Annotated in this window: 12 protein-coding genes; all 12 read left to right on the forward strand. The window is 66.8% G+C overall.

Going from position 1 to position 14,253, the window contains the following annotated elements; genetic code table 11:
* The 12 genes from K6753_RS10045 to nuoN all read left to right on the forward strand — a co-directional run bounded on the left by K6753_RS10045 (position 1) and on the right by nuoN (position 14,148).
* Positions 1-738: an NADH-quinone oxidoreductase subunit C gene (locus K6753_RS10045; protein ID WP_425492105.1), complete on the forward strand. Its 738-nt coding sequence runs from the start codon at positions 1-3 to the stop codon at positions 736-738.
* A gap of 68 nt (positions 739-806) precedes the next feature.
* Positions 807-2,066, forward strand: coding sequence for an NADH-quinone oxidoreductase subunit D (locus K6753_RS10050; RefSeq protein WP_223676476.1), 1,260 nt, complete (start codon positions 807-809; stop codon positions 2,064-2,066).
* 13 nt (positions 2,067-2,079) lie between these two features.
* The gene (gene nuoE / locus K6753_RS10055; RefSeq protein WP_223676314.1) at positions 2,080-2,607 is read left to right on the forward strand and encodes an NADH-quinone oxidoreductase subunit NuoE; all 528 of its coding nucleotides are present in this window, start codon (positions 2,080-2,082) and stop codon (positions 2,605-2,607) included.
* On the forward strand, positions 2,607-4,007 hold the full coding sequence (gene nuoF, locus K6753_RS10060; protein WP_223676315.1) for an NADH-quinone oxidoreductase subunit NuoF: 1,401 nt from the start codon (positions 2,607-2,609) through the stop codon (positions 4,005-4,007). The genes nuoE and nuoF overlap by 1 nt, the downstream gene beginning before the upstream one ends.
* On the forward strand, positions 4,004-6,232 hold the full coding sequence (gene nuoG / locus K6753_RS10065; protein WP_223676316.1) for an NADH-quinone oxidoreductase subunit NuoG: 2,229 nt from the start codon (positions 4,004-4,006) through the stop codon (positions 6,230-6,232). Before nuoF ends, nuoG begins: the two co-directional genes overlap by 4 nt.
* Entirely contained in the window at positions 6,229-7,296 is a 1,068-nt protein-coding gene (gene nuoH, locus K6753_RS10070; protein ID WP_223676317.1) for an NADH-quinone oxidoreductase subunit NuoH, read from the forward strand. Before nuoG ends, nuoH begins: the two co-directional genes overlap by 4 nt.
* A gap of 3 nt (positions 7,297-7,299) precedes the next feature.
* The gene (gene nuoI, locus K6753_RS10075; RefSeq protein WP_223676318.1) at positions 7,300-7,788 is read left to right on the forward strand and encodes an NADH-quinone oxidoreductase subunit NuoI; all 489 of its coding nucleotides are present in this window, start codon (positions 7,300-7,302) and stop codon (positions 7,786-7,788) included.
* A gap of 9 nt (positions 7,789-7,797) precedes the next feature.
* Entirely contained in the window at positions 7,798-8,451 is a 654-nt protein-coding gene (locus tag K6753_RS10080) for an NADH-quinone oxidoreductase subunit J (RefSeq protein WP_223676319.1), read from the forward strand.
* A 5-nt stretch (positions 8,452-8,456) separates the two neighbouring features.
* A complete protein-coding gene (gene nuoK, locus K6753_RS10085) occupies positions 8,457-8,774 on the forward strand; it encodes an NADH-quinone oxidoreductase subunit NuoK (protein WP_223676477.1) in 318 nt (105 codons plus the stop codon).
* Between the two features lie 269 nt (positions 8,775-9,043).
* On the forward strand, positions 9,044-11,101 hold the full coding sequence (nuoL, locus tag K6753_RS10090; protein WP_223676320.1) for an NADH-quinone oxidoreductase subunit L: 2,058 nt from the start codon (positions 9,044-9,046) through the stop codon (positions 11,099-11,101).
* 31 nt (positions 11,102-11,132) lie between these two features.
* A complete protein-coding gene (locus K6753_RS10095) occupies positions 11,133-12,653 on the forward strand; it encodes an NADH-quinone oxidoreductase subunit M (RefSeq protein ID WP_223676478.1) in 1,521 nt (506 codons plus the stop codon).
* Positions 12,654-12,699: 46 nt separating this feature from the next.
* Positions 12,700-14,148: an NADH-quinone oxidoreductase subunit NuoN gene (gene nuoN, locus K6753_RS10100; protein WP_223676321.1), complete on the forward strand. Its 1,449-nt coding sequence runs from the start codon at positions 12,700-12,702 to the stop codon at positions 14,146-14,148.
* Positions 14,149-14,253: the final 105 nt, after the last annotated feature.

Below are 14,253 nucleotides of genomic sequence, written 5' to 3' on the forward strand. Positions count from 1 at the left end.
ATGGGCCCGACGATGCTTGCATTCGTGGAACGGCTGCGCGCGCGCTTCGAAGGCGGTGCGGTGGCCGCCGTGGTCGGCGTCGCCGAACCGCGCGGCGAGATCACGCTGGACGTGCACGCCAGCGGCTGGCTGGATGCGGCGCGCGCGTTGCGCGACGAGTTCGGCTTCGAGCAGTTGGTCGACGTCAGCGGCGTGGACTACCTGAGCTACGGCAGCGACGAGTGGGACACCGAGGTCTCCTCGGAAGGCTTCTCGCGCGGCGTGGAAGGCAAGAGCGCGGGCCGTTTCGTGTGGGGCGAGCAGCCCAACGGCGCTGCCGCCGTGCCGGAGCGCCGCTTCGCCGCCGTCGCGCACCTGCTGTCGGTGCAGCACAACCTGCGCGTGCGCCTGCGCACGTTCGCGCCCGACGACGACCTGCCGGTCGTGGCCTCCCTGACCTCGGTGTGGCCGGGCTCCAACTGGTTCGAGCGCGAGGCGTTCGACCTGTTCGGCATCGTGTTCGAGGGCCATCCGGACCTGCGCCGCATCCTCACCGACTACGGCTTCGTCGGCTATCCGTTCCGCAAGGATTTCCCGCTGATCGGCAACGTCGAAGTCCGCTACGACGCCGAGAAGAAGCGCGTGATCTACGAGCCGGTGTCCATCGACCCGCGCGTGGGCGTACCGCGCGTGATCCGCGACGATGCCCGCTACCAGACCGCTGCGGGTGAAGCCGCCGGCCGCGAGGTGAAGCCATGAGTACCACCGCCAGCGACATCTCGACCCGCACGCAGCTCGACAGCGTGCACGCCAGCAACCAGTCCGGCCTGAACACTGCCGAGATCCGCAACTACACGCTCAACTTCGGCCCGCAGCACCCGGCCGCGCACGGCGTGTTGCGCCTGATCTTGGAGATGGACGGCGAGGTCGTGCAGCGTGCCGACCCGCACATCGGTCTGCTCCACCGCGGTACTGAAAAGCTCGCCGAGTCCAAGCCGTTCAACCAGTCGATCGGTTACATGGACCGCCTCGACTACGTGTCGATGATGTGCAACGAGCACGCCTACGTGCGCGCCATCGAAACCCTGATGGGGATCGAGGCGCCCGAGCGCGCGCAGTACATCCGCACGATGTTCGACGAGATCACCCGCATCCTGAACCACCTGATGTGGGTCGGCTCCAACGCGCTCGACCTGGGCGCGATGGCGGTGTTCCTGTACGCGTTCCGCGAGCGCGAGGAGCTGATGGACTGCTACGAGGCGGTATCGGGCGCGCGCATGCACGCGACCTACTACCGCCCCGGTGGCGTCTACCGCGACCTGCCGGACCGGATGCCGCGCTACAAGGAGTCGCCGTGGCGCAAGGGCGCGGCGCTCAAGCGCTTCAACCAGTGGCGCGAAGGTTCGCTGCTGGACTACCTAGACGCGTTCTGCGACGACTTCCCCAAGCGCGTCGACGAGTACGAGACGCTGCTCACCGACAACCGCATCTGGAAGCAGCGCACCGTCGGCGTGGGCGTGATCTCGCCGGAGAAGGCACTGGCCTGGGGCATGACCGGCCCGATGATCCGCGGCTCGGGCATCGCCTGGGATCTGCGCAAGAAGCAGCCGTACGCCAAGTACGACGCGGTGGATTTCGACATCCCCGTCGGCGTCAACGGCGACTGCTACGACCGCTATCTGGTGCGCGTGGCCGAGATGCGCGAGTCCACGCGCATCATCAAGCAGTGCGTGGCGTGGCTGAAGGCCAACCCGGGCCCGGTGATCGTGGACAACTTCAAGGTCGCGCCTCCCTCCCGTGAGGAGATGAAGGACGACATGGAAGCGCTGATCCACCATTTCAAACTGTTCTCGGAAGGCTATTGCGTGCCGGCCGGGGAAACCTACGCCGCGGTCGAGGCGCCCAAGGGCGAGTTCGGCTGCTACCTGGTGTCGGACGGCGCCAACAAGCCCTTCCGCTGCAAGCTGCGCGCACCGGGCTTCGCACACCTGTCGTCGATGGACGAGGTCGTCAAGGGCCACATGCTGGCCGACGTGGTGGCCATGATCGGCACCTACGACGTCGTGTTCGGCGAGATCGACCGCTGAGGTTCTGGAATACATGAAGGCGACCGGAAATTTCGAGGCCTGTCAGCACGTCGACCCGATGGTCGCGTTGAACGACAGGACCCGTGCGCACATCGACCACTGGCTGGCCAAGTTCCCGCCGGACCGCAAGCGCTCGGCGGTGCTGCAGGGCCTGCACGCCGCGCAGGAGCAGAACGGTGGCTGGCTGAGCGACGAGCTGATCGCGGCGGTGGCCAAGTACCTGGGCCTGCCGCCGGTGTGGGCGTATGAGGTCGCCTCGTTCTATTCGATGTTCGAGACCGAGAAGGTCGGCCGCCACAACGTCGCCTTCTGCACCAACATCAGCTGCTGGCTCAACGGCGCCGAGGACCTGGTCGCGCACGCCGAGAAGAAGCTGGGCTGCAGGCTGGGCGAATCCACCGCCGATGGCCGCGTGTTCCTCAAGCGCGAGGAAGAGTGCCTGGCCGCGTGCTGTGGCGCGCCGGTGGTCGTCATCAATGGGCATTACCACGAGAAGCTCGACGCGGCGAAGGTCGACGAGCTGCTTGAGGGGCTGAAGTAATGGCGCACGACTCGCACCACGACTACTCCAAGGGGTATGGCCCGGTCGGCCCGCCGCCGTCCGAGCACAGCGTCGTCTACACCACGCTGCACTACGACACCCCGTGGTCGTACGACAACTACCTCAAGACCGGCGGCTACAGCGCCTGGCGCAAGATCCTCAGCGAAAAGATCGCGCCGGCCGACGTCATCGAGATGGTCAAGCAGTCCGGCCTGCGCGGCCGTGGCGGCGCGGGCTTCCCGACCGGCCTGAAGTGGAGCTTCATGCCCAAGGGCAGCGGCACCCAGAAGTACATCCTGTGCAACTCGGACGAGTCCGAGCCCGGCACCGCCAAGGACCGCGACATCCTGCGCTACAACCCGCACTCGGTCGTGGAGGGCATGGCGATCGCCTGCTACGCCACCGGCAGCACCGTGGCCTACAACTACCTGCGCGGCGAATTCCACCACGAGCCGTTCGAGCATTTCGAGCAGGCGCTGAAGGAAGCCTACGAGCACGGCTGGCTGGGCAAGGACGTGCTGGGCAGCGGCGTTGACGTGGACATCTACGGCGCGCTCGGCGCCGGCGCCTACATTTGCGGCGAGGAAACCGCATTGATGGAGTCGCTGGAAGGCAAGAAGGGCCAGCCGCGCTACAAGCCGCCGTTCCCGGCCAACTTCGGCCTGTTCGGCAAGCCGACCACGATCAACAACACCGAGACCTATGCCTCGGTGCCGGCGATCATCCGCAACGGCGCCGAATGGTTCCTCAACCTGGGCAAGCCGAACAACGGTGGGCCGAAGGTGTTCTCGGTGTCGGGCCATGTCGCCAGGCCGGGCAACTATGAGATCCGCCTGGGCACGCCGTTCGCCGAGTTGCTGGAGATGGCCGGTGGCATGCGCAATGGCGCGAAGATCAAGGGCGTGATCCCGGGTGGTTCGTCGATGCCGGTGCTGCCGGGCGAGACGATGATGGGCCTGACGATGGACTACGATTCGATCCAGAAGGCCGGTTCCGGCCTGGGGTCGGGCGCGGTCATCGTGATGGACGAGACCACCTGCATGGTGCGCGCCTGCCAGCGCATTGCGCGCTTCTACTTCAAGGAAAGCTGCGGCCAGTGCACGCCGTGCCGCGAAGGCACCGGCTGGATGTACCGCATGCTGACCCGCATCGTCGAGAAGCAGGCGACGGTCGAGGACCTGCATATGCTGCGCGCGGCGGCGGGCCAGATCGAAGGCCACACCATCTGCGCGTTTGGTGAGGCTGCCGCGTGGCCGGTGCAGGGCTTCCTGCGCCACTTCTGGGACGAGTTCGAGTACGCCATCGTCAATAAGCGCTTCCTGGTCGACGACGAGCGCGACGGCACCGTGGTGCCGGTTGCGAAGGCGGAGCCCGCAATGAACAACGGTGTCGCCGCATGAGCGCCCAGCCCGTCAACCCGAACCTGCCGCCCGACCACGTCACCGTCTTCATCGACGGCGTCGAGATGGCCGCGCCCAAGGGCTCGATGATCATCCAGGCCGCCGACACGGCCGGTATCCCGATCCCGCGCTTCTGCTACCACGACAAGCTGTCCATCGCGGCCAACTGCCGCATGTGCCTGGTCGAGGTCGAGAAGATGCCCAAGCCGGCGCCGGCCTGCGCCACGCCGGTGATGGACGGCATGAAGGTCACCACGCGCAGCGAGAAGGCATTGAAGTCGCAGCGCAACGTGATGGAGTTCCTGCTGGTCAACCACCCGCTGGACTGCCCGGTCTGCGACCAGGGTGGCGAGTGCGAGCTGCAGGACCTGTCGATGGGCTACGGCCGCTCGGTCAGCCGCTTCGCCGAGCGCAAGCGCGTGGTGCCCGACGAGGACATCGGTCCGCTGGTCGCCACAGAGATGACGCGCTGCATCCAGTGCACGCGCTGCGTGCGCTTCACCGCGGAAGTCGCCGGCACCTACGAGCTGGGCGGCATGTACCGCGGCGAGAACCTGCAGATCGGCACCTACGACGGCAAACCGCTGATTACCGAGCTGTCGGGCAACGTCATCGACGTGTGCCCGGTGGGCGCGTTGACCAACAAGGTGTTCCAGTTCCGCGCCCGCCCGTGGGAGCTGGTGGCGCGCGAGTCGCTGGGCTTCCACGACGCGCTGGGCAGCAACCTGTTCCACCACGTCCGCCGCGGCGAAGTGCTGCGCACCGTTCCGCGCGACAACGACAGCGTCAACGAGTGCTGGCTGTCGGACCGCGACCGCTACGCCCACCAAGGCCTGCGCGCCGACGACCGCGCCGTCGCGCCGATGCTCAAGGACAAGGGCGAGTGGCGCGAATCATCCTGGGCCGAAGCGCTGGCACGCGCGGCGAAGATCCTGCGCGACAACGGCGCCGACGGTATGGGCATGCTGGTTCATCCGGCGACTTCGAATGAAGAGGGCGCGCTGCTGGCCCGCCTGGCCGACGTGCTGGGCACCGGCCACCTCGACCATCGCATCGGCCAGGCCGACCTGTCCGACGGCGCGATCGCCGAGCGGTTCGCGATGCCGGTCGCCGATATCGAGCACGCCGACTGCGTCGTGCTGGTCGGCACTGACCTGCGCCACGAGCTGCCGCTGGTCAACCAGCGCGTGCGCAAGGCGTGGACCCGTGGCGCCAAGGTGCACGCGGTCAATCCGGTCGAGTTCGACCAGACCTTCGACCTGGCGTCCAAGCAGATCGTGGCGCCGTCGCGCATCGCCGATGCGTTGTCCGATGGTGCGCTTCGCGAAGCGATCTCGGGTTCCGATCGCGCCGTTGTGATCGTCGGCGCGCTGGCCGAGAACGGTCCGCACGCCAGCGCCATCCGCGAGGCCGCGCGCGGCCTGGCGCAGGCAACCGGCGCCACGCTGTGCCGTATTCCGCAAGGCGCCAATGCGCTGGGCCTGGCCGACCATGGTGTGCTGCCCACCGGCCTGGATGCGCGCGCGATGCTCGCCAGCCCGCGTCCCGCCTACGTCATCTACGGCATTGAGCCGGGTCTTGATTTCGCCGAGCCCGCTGCTGCGATGCGGGCGCTGGGTGCGGCGCAGGTCGTGGCCTTCAGCCACTTCGCCTGCGAGTCGACCCGCGCGGTCGCCGACGTGATCCTGCCGATCGGCCTGCTGCCGGAAATCGACGCCACCCTGACCAATCTCGATGGCCGCGAGCAGCTGGCCGTAGCGGGCGGCGCGCTGCCGGGCGAGGCCCGCCCGGGCTGGCGCGTGCTGCGTGCACTGGCCGACGAACTGGGTGCGGCCGGTTTCGAGTTCACCGACCTGCCGGGTCTGCGCGCGGGCATCGCCAAGCGCGATGTCACCGTGGCGCGTACGGACGCGCCGAAGCACGGCAGCGACGGATTGGAAGTGGCCATGAGCACCGGCATCTACCGGACCGACGCAGTCGTGCGCCGTGCTGCAGCGCTGCAGGCGCACCCGCTCAATCACGGCCCGCGCGTGGTGCTGCATCCCGCCGACGCCGAAGCGGCGCTTGGCGATGCCACGGTCGGGCGGTTCAGCACGACGACCGGGACCGCGACGGTCCCCGTGGTCACCAGCAACAAGGTCGCGCGCGGCACGGCGTGGGTCGAAGGCGGGCACGGCGCTACCGCGCCGCTCGCGTCCGGCCGTATCCAGGCGGGGAGGGCATGAGCATGGTGGGTGACGTGGTCGATCCGTTCCGCGACTGGCTGCTGTCGTTCGGCAATGCCGGTGCGGCGGCCTGGATCGTGCTCAAGATCCTCGCCATCGCCATGCCGGTGATCATCACCGTGGCGTTCTACGTGGTGTGGGAGCGCAAGTTGATCGGCTGGATGCACGTTCGCCGTGGCCCGATGTACGTCGGCATGGGCGTGCTGCAGGCGTTCGCCGACGTGTTCAAGCTGCTGTTCAAGGAAGTCATCCAGCCCACGCGCGCGGAGCCCTTCCTGTACAAGCTCGCGCCGCTGTTGGCGCTGGCGCCCGCATTCGCGGCATGGGCGGTGATCCCGTTCGACGCGCAGCTGGTGCTGTCCAACGCCAACGCCGGCCTGCTGTACCTGCTGGCGATGACCTCGCTAGGTGTGTACGGCATCATCCTGGCCGGCTGGGCGTCGAACTCGAAGTACGCGTTCCTCGGCGCCATGCGCGCAGCCGCGCAGGTGGTGTCCTACGAGATCGCGATGGGCTTTGCGATGGTCGGCGTGATGGTTGCCGCCGGCAGCCTCAACCTGTCGCAGATCGTGATGGCGCAGGCGGGCAACGCCGGCCTGTTCGAGTGGTTCTGGCTGCCGTTGCTGCCGCTGTTCATCGTCTACTTCATCTCCGGCGTGGCCGAAACCAACCGCGCGCCGTTCGACGTGGTGGAAGGCGAGTCGGAAATCGTGGCCGGCCACATGGTCGAGTATTCGGGGTCGGCGTTCGCGCTGTTCTTCCTGGCCGAATACGCCAACATGATCCTGATCAGCTTCCTGACCGCGATCTTCTTCCTGGGCGGCTGGCTCAGCCCGTTCCATGGCATGGGCATTCCCTTCCTGTCGGTGGACGGCTGGTGGTGGCTGCTGGCCAAGGTGTTCTTCTTCGCCAGCTGCTTCATCTGGTTCCGCGCCTCGTTCCCGCGCTACCGCTATGACCAGATCATGCGGCTGGGCTGGAAGGTCTTCATTCCCATCACGATCGCTTGGATCGTCGTCGTCGCGCTGATGGCGTACTACGACGTCTTCCTGCCGGGGCAATAAGGCATGACGCGACTTGCTTCCTACTTCAAGAGCCTGCTGCTGCTGGAGCTGTTCCAGGGGCTGTGGCTGACGTTGAAGTACCTGTTCAAGCCCAAGTACACGCTGATGTACCCGATGGAGAAGACGCCGCAGTCGCCGCGCTTCCGGGGCATCCACGCGCTGCGCCGCTACCCCAACGGCGAAGAGCGCTGCATCGCGTGCAAGCTGTGCGAGGCGGTGTGCCCGGCGCTGGCGATCACCATCGATTCGGACCGACGCGAGGACGGCACCCGCCGCACCACGCGCTACGACATCGACTTGTTCAAGTGCATCTACTGCGGCTTCTGCGAGGAGTCGTGCCCGGTGGACTCGATCGTCGAAACGCACATCCACGAATACCACTTCGACCAGCGCGGACAGAACATCGTCACCAAGCCGCAGCTGCTGGCGATCGGCGACCGCCTCGAGGCGGAGATCGCCGAGCGCCGCGCCGCCGACGCGCCCTTCCGCTGAGTGCCCCGCATGGATCTCGTGACCCTCGCTTTCTGGATGTTCGCCCTGGCCGCCGTGGCTTCCGCGGTCGGTGTCATCAGCGTCAAGAACCCCGTGCATGCGGCGCTCAGCCTGGTGCTGACGTTCTTCTCCGTGGCCTGCGTCTGGCTGATCGCCGGTGCCGAGTTCCTCGGCGTGGCGCTGATCCTCGTCTACGTCGGCGCAGTGATGGTGCTGTTCCTGTTCGTGGTGATGATGCTCGACATCGACGTCGCCCCGCTGCGTGAGGGCTACGTGCGCTACCTGCCGGTCGGCCTGCTCGTCGCGGTGGTGATGCTCGCTGAGATCCTCATCCTGATCGGGGTGAAGGTGCAGATGGCCACGCCGCTCGCCGCCGACGCGGCCGAACTGGAGGGTGTTTCCAACACTGTCTGGATCGCACGGGCGCTGTTCACCACCTACCTGCTGCCGTTCGAAGTGGCCGCGGTCATCCTGACGGTGGCGGTGATCGCCGCGGTCATGCTGACGTTGCGTCGCCGCGAGGGCGCCAAGCACCAGAACCCGGGCGACCAGGCGCGCGTGCGCGCTGCCGACCGCGTGCGCATGGTCAAGATGGACGCGGTTCGGCCGGAGCCTGCGCCGCGCAATGACGCCGGCGATGCACCGGCAGGGGAGGCACGCTGATGGACATGCTGACGGGCACCCTTTCGCTGGGCCACTTCCTTGCGCTGGGCGCGGCGCTGTTCTGCATCAGCGTGGCCGGCATCTTCCTCAACCGGAAGAACGTGATCGTCCTGCTGATGTCGCTGGAGCTGTTGCTGCTGGCGGTGAACATCAACTTCATCGCGTTCTCGCGCCAGCTCGGCGACCCCGCGGGGCAGGTGTTCGTGTTCTTCATCCTGACGGTGGCGGCGGCGGAAGCCGCGATCGGCTTGGCCATCCTGGTCACGCTGTTCCGCAACCGCCGCACCATCAACGTGGCAGAAATCGATTCGATGAAGGGGTGAGCCCATGCGCTCGCGAGCCACTGGCTCGCGCATGGGCGAACGCCAAGGGCATGGAGCCCTTGGCTGGAGCGACTTGGAGAGCGCAGGACGCGCGAGCCTAGTCGCCTCGGGACGCTCGCGCGTTGTCGCGGATCCCGGGGGGCGGCCCGGAGCTCTGAGTTCTGGCCGGGCAGGCGGCCAGCGTTCTTCCGGAGCCTGATCGTCGCGACACGAGAATTGCACTTGCAGCAGCCGGCCCGCCGGCACCCGCAGCACACAACGGAACCGAAATGGCGATCTCCAAACTCCATCTGCTGATCATCGTGCTCGCGCCGCTGCTCGGCTCGATCATCGCCGGGCTGTTCGGCCGGCAGGTCGGGCGCGCGGGTGCGCACGGCGTGACCATCGCCGGCGTCGCCGCCAGCTGCGCGCTGTCGATCTACGTGCTGTGGCAGCTGGTGGGGCAGGGCGCCGCTCCGTTCAACGAGAACCTCTACACCTGGTTCCAGGTCGGCAACTACGAGGCGCACGTCGGCTTCATGGTCGACAAGCTGACCGCGATGATGATGGTCGTGGTGACCTTCGTGTCGCTGCTGGTGCACATCTACACCATCGGCTACATGCACGAGGATCCGGGCTACCAGCGGTTCTTCAGCTACATCTCGCTGTTCACCTTCTCGATGCTCATGCTGGTGATGAGCAACAACTTCCTGCAGCTGTTCTTCGGCTGGGAAGCGGTGGGCCTGGTGTCGTACCTGCTGATCGGCTTCTGGTTCAAGAAGCCCACGGCGGTGTTCGCCAACCTCAAGGCGTTCCTGGTCAACCGCGTCGGCGACTTCGGCTTCCTGCTGGGCATTGCCGGCGTTCTGCTGATGTTCGGCACGCTCGACTACGCCACCGTGTTCGCCAACGCGCTGAACATCCAGGGCTCGACCATCACTATCTTCGCCGGCCATGAATGGTCGGTGGCGACGCTGATCTGCATCTGCTTGTTCATCGGCGCCATGGGCAAGTCGGCGCAGGTGCCGCTGCACGTGTGGCTGCCTGACTCGATGGAAGGCCCGACGCCGATCTCCGCGCTGATCCACGCCGCGACCATGGTCACGGCCGGCATCTTCATGGTCGCGCGCATGTCGCCGTTGTTCGAGATGTCCGAGACCGCGCTGAACTTCGTGCTGTTCATCGGTGCGACGACCGCGCTGTTCACCGGCCTGATCGGCATCGTGCAAAACGACATCAAGCGCGTCGTCGCGTATTCCACGCTATCGCAGCTGGGCTACATGACCGTGGCGCTGGGCGTGTCGGCGTATTCGGCGGCCGTGTATCACCTGATGACCCACGCCTTCTTCAAGGCGCTGCTGTTCCTGGCGGCGGGCTCGGTGATCATCGGCATGCACCACGAGCAGGACATGCGGAAGATGGGTGGCCTGCGCAAGTACATGCCGATCACCTACTGGACCAGCCTGCTGGGCACGCTGGCACTGGTCGGCACGCCGTTCTTCAGCGGCTTCTATTCGAAGGACACGATCATCGAGGCTGCGCACCACGCCGCCGAGGGTGGAGGCTGGATCGGCCAGTACGGCTACTGGGCCGTGTTGCTGGGCGCGTTCGTGACCGCGTTCTACAGCTTCCGCCTGCTGTACATGACGTTCCACGGCAGGGAGCGCTTCCGCGACGTGGCCCATGACGCGCACGGCCACGACGACCACGCGCACGATGACCACCACCACGGCCCGCACGAGCCGCACGAGTCGCCGTGGGTGGTGACCGTGCCGCTGATCCTGCTGGCCATCCCTTCGGTGCTGATCGGCTTCTTCACCGTCGGCCCGATGCTCTTCGGCACCGACTGGAGCGGGCACGTCGAGCAACTGCCGTTCTTCCTCGGAGCCATCGACGTCGCCGCCGCGCGCGACACCGTCGCGATGGTCAAGGAGGCGGTGTGGCACGGTCCGACCGCGTTCGCGCTGCACGGCTTCGTCGCGCCGGCCTTCTGGCTGGCCTTCGCGGGCTTCGCGCTTGCCACGGTGATGTACTGGTGGAAGCCGGAACTGGCGACCCGCGCGCGCCGTGTCTTCGCGCTGCCGGTCCGGGTGCTGGAGAACAAATACGGATTCGACAAGCTCTGGATCGACGGCTTTGCCGGTGGCGGCCTGCGCCTGGGCCGCGTGTCGCGGGCGGTCGATTCCAACCTGATCGATGGCGTGGCCGTCAACGGCAGCGCCCGCCTGGTGGACTTCGTCGCCGGCCTGACCCGCCGCGTGCAGTCCGGATTCCTCTACCACTACGCGTTCGCGATGATCCTCGGCCTGATCGTTTTGCTGGCCGTGCTGATCCGTACCCTGAGCTGACAAGGACCGAGCTGTGACGACCCCCGAGCCCTTGAGCGGCACCTTCCCCCTGTTGAGCCTGCTGATCTGGCTGCCGATCCTCGGTGGCGTGTTGACGCTGGCGTTCGGCAACGCGCGTGCCAATGCGGCGCGGTGGTTCGCCACCGGCGTGGCGGTGTTGACGCTGCTGGCCAGCGTGCTGCTGTTCACCGGCTTCGACATGGCCTACGCCGGCATGCAGTTCGCCGAGAACCGCGCCTGGGTGCCGGCCTACGACATCCGCTACGCACTCGGCGCGGACGGCATCTCGGTCGCGCTGATCGGCCTGACCACGCTGACCTCATTGCTGGTGCTGATCAGCGCGTGGACCTCGATCGACAAGCGCGTCAGCCAGTACTACGCCGCCTTCCTGATCCTGGAAGGCCTGATGATCGGCGTGTTCTCGGCGCTGGACGCGATCCTGTTCTACGTGTTCTTCGAGGGCATGCTGATCCCGATGTTCATCATCATCGGTGTCTGGGGCGGCCCGCGTCGCGTCTATGCGTCGGTGAAGTTCTTTCTTTACACGTTCCTCGGCTCGGTGTTCATGCTGGTCGGGTTGATCTACCTGTACCTGAAGGGCGGCAGCTGGCAGCTGGCCGACCTGTACCAGTTGCCGCTGACGGCGACCGAGCAGATGTGGATCTTCTTCGCGTTCCTGGCCGCGTTCGCGGTCAAGGTGCCGATGTTCCCGGTGCACACCTGGTTGCCCGACGCGCACGTCGAGGCCCCGACCGCCGGTTCGGTCGTGCTGGCGGCGATCATGCTGAAGATCGGTGGCTACGGCTTCCTGCGCTTCACCCTGCCGGTGGTGCCGGACGCGTCGCAGGAGTGGGCGTGGCTGGTGATCGCGCTGAGCCTGATCGCGGTGGTCTACGTCGGCCTGGTGGCGCTGGTGCAGGACGACATGAAGAAGCTGATCGCGTACTCGTCGATCTCGCACATGGGCTTCGTCACGCTCGGCACGTTCATCGCGTTCGCGCTGGTGCGTGATTACGGCAACTACGACGCCGCACGCCTGGGCCTGCAGGGCGCGATGGTGCAGATGATCAGCCACGGCTTCATCTCCGGCGCGATGTTCACCTGCGTCGGCGTGCTGTACGACCGCATGCACAGCCGCATGATCAAGGACTACGGCGGCGTCGCCAACGTGATGCCGTGGTTCGCGGTGTTCTTCGTGCTGTTCGCCATGGCCAACTCCGGCCTGCCGGGCACGTCGGGCTTCGTCGGCGAGTTCATGGTGATCCTGGCCAGCTTCCAAACCCACCCGCTGATCGCCTTCGCGGCGGCCACCACGCTGATCATCGGCGCGGGCTACACGCTGTGGCTGGTCAAGCGCGTGCTGTGGGGCGAGGTCGGCAACGCGCACGTGGCGGCGCTGAAGGACGTCAACGCGCGCGAGGCCACGGTGCTGGGCGTGTTCGCCGCCGGCGTGCTGGTGCTGGGCCTGTGGCCCAAGCCGCTGACCGACCTGATGGAGCCGGCGATCGCCGAGCTCACCACCCACATCGCCGTCTCCAAGCTGGCGCCTTGAGCGCCGCCTGGCCTGCCGCTGGCGGGTCGAACCTAGAGATTCATCCATGATCATGCCCGTACGATCCGCCGCCGACCTGATGCCCCTGCTCCCGGAGCTGGTGCTGGTGCTCGGTGCCTTCGCACTGCTGATGCTCGACCTGTTCCTCGACGACCGCCGCCGCGTGGTCACCCACGTCTGCGCGATCGGCCTGCTGCTGGTGGCCGGGCTGATGGTGGCCATGGGCGTGGGCGGGCAGGGCACGGTGCTGGGCGGCATGTTCGTGCGCGACACCACCGCCGACGTCCTGAAGGTCGGCATCGCGATCGTCTCGGCGATCTCGATGGTCTACGCCTGGCCCTACCTGCGCGAGCGCGGCCTGTACAAGGGCGAGGTCGCGGTGCTGATGCTGTTCGCCACGCTCGGCATGATGCTGATGGTGTCGGCCAACTCGCTGGTCATGGTCTACGTCGGCCTGGAGATGCTCGCGCTGTGCTCCTACGCGCTGGTGGTGACCGACCGCGACAGCCCGATCGCGTCCGAGGCCGGCATCAAGTACTTCGTGCTCGGCGCGCTGGCCTCCGGCCTGCTGCTGTACGGCATGTCGCTGGTCTACGGCGCCACCGGCTCGCTGGACCTGGCCACCATTTCGGCGGCGGCCGAGGGCAACAGCTCGACCATGCTGGTGACCGGCATCGTGTTCATGGTGGCGGGCATCGCCTTCAAGTTCGGCGCCGCGCCGTTCCACATGTGGCTGCCGGACGTCTACCACGGCGCCCCCACGGCCATCACCATCTTCATCGCCGCCGCGCCCAGCCTGGCGTCGTTCGGCATGGCCTACCGGTTGCTGCAGGAAGCCGGCGGCCCGCTGTCGGGCCACTGGCAGCTGATGCTCGGCGGACTGGCCGCGATTTCGCTGGTGATCGGCAACCTCAGCGCGCTGGTGCAGACCAACATCAAGCGCATGCTGGCGTACTCCACCGTGTCCCACGTCGGCTTCCTCTTCATGGGCCTGGCCGGTGGCGAATCGGGCATGGCCGCGGCAATGTTCTATGCGCTCAACTATGCGCTGACCACGGCGGCCGGCTTCGGTGCGGTGGTGGTGCTGTCGCGCAAGGGCTTCGAGGCCGACCGCATCGAGGACTTCAAGGGCCTCAATGCGCGCAGCCCGATGCTCGCGCTGATGGTGCTGTTCGTGATGGCCTCGCTCGCCGGCGTCCCGCCGTTCCTGGGCTTCTGGGCCAAGCTGGCCGTGCTGCAGGCCGCGCTTGAGGGCGGGATGATGTGGCTGGCCATTGTCGGCATCGTGTTCACCGTGATCGGCGCGTTCTACTACCTGCGCGTTATCAAGGCGATGTACTTCGACGAGCCCGCCGGCGACGTGCCGGCACCGAGCTCGCACCGCCCGCTGCGCTGGACCTTCGGACTCAACGCGCTGGCGCTGCTGGTGCTGGGCCTGGGCTGGAGCCCGATCATGGCGTGGTGCCAGCGGGCGTTCGAGGTTGCCGCGGGCTGATCGGTCGTGTGGTTTAGCGGTGCGCGCCGTTGCGTGCATTGCGTGGCAAGCGCGTTATTCGCATTCGACAGTGAATAGGGCTTGCGTGAAAAAGACGCCGTCCAT

This window comes from Novilysobacter selenitireducens (assembly GCF_020026895.1).
GTDB lineage: Bacteria > Pseudomonadota > Gammaproteobacteria > Xanthomonadales > Xanthomonadaceae > Lysobacter_C > Lysobacter_C selenitireducens.

What these genes read in the sequence shown, in the direction of transcription:
- K6753_RS10045 (WP_425492105.1), top strand. Translation starts at nt 1, where the DNA reads ATGGGCCCGACGATGCTTGCATTCGTGGAACGGCTGCGCGCGCGCTTC.
- nuoE (WP_223676314.1), top strand. Translation starts at nt 2,080, where the DNA reads ATGAAGGCGACCGGAAATTTCGAGGCCTGTCAGCACGTCGACCCGATG.
- nuoF (WP_223676315.1), top strand. Translation starts at nt 2,607, where the DNA reads ATGGCGCACGACTCGCACCACGACTACTCCAAGGGGTATGGCCCGGTC.
- nuoG (WP_223676316.1), top strand. Translation starts at nt 4,004, where the DNA reads ATGAGCGCCCAGCCCGTCAACCCGAACCTGCCGCCCGACCACGTCACC.
- nuoH (WP_223676317.1), top strand. Translation starts at nt 6,229, where the DNA reads ATGAGCATGGTGGGTGACGTGGTCGATCCGTTCCGCGACTGGCTGCTG.
- nuoI (WP_223676318.1), top strand. Translation starts at nt 7,300, where the DNA reads ATGACGCGACTTGCTTCCTACTTCAAGAGCCTGCTGCTGCTGGAGCTG.
- K6753_RS10080 (WP_223676319.1), top strand. Translation starts at nt 7,798, where the DNA reads ATGGATCTCGTGACCCTCGCTTTCTGGATGTTCGCCCTGGCCGCCGTG.
- nuoK (WP_223676477.1), top strand. Translation starts at nt 8,457, where the DNA reads ATGCTGACGGGCACCCTTTCGCTGGGCCACTTCCTTGCGCTGGGCGCG.
- nuoL (WP_223676320.1), top strand. Translation starts at nt 9,044, where the DNA reads ATGGCGATCTCCAAACTCCATCTGCTGATCATCGTGCTCGCGCCGCTG.
- nuoN (WP_223676321.1), top strand. Translation starts at nt 12,700, where the DNA reads ATGATCATGCCCGTACGATCCGCCGCCGACCTGATGCCCCTGCTCCCG.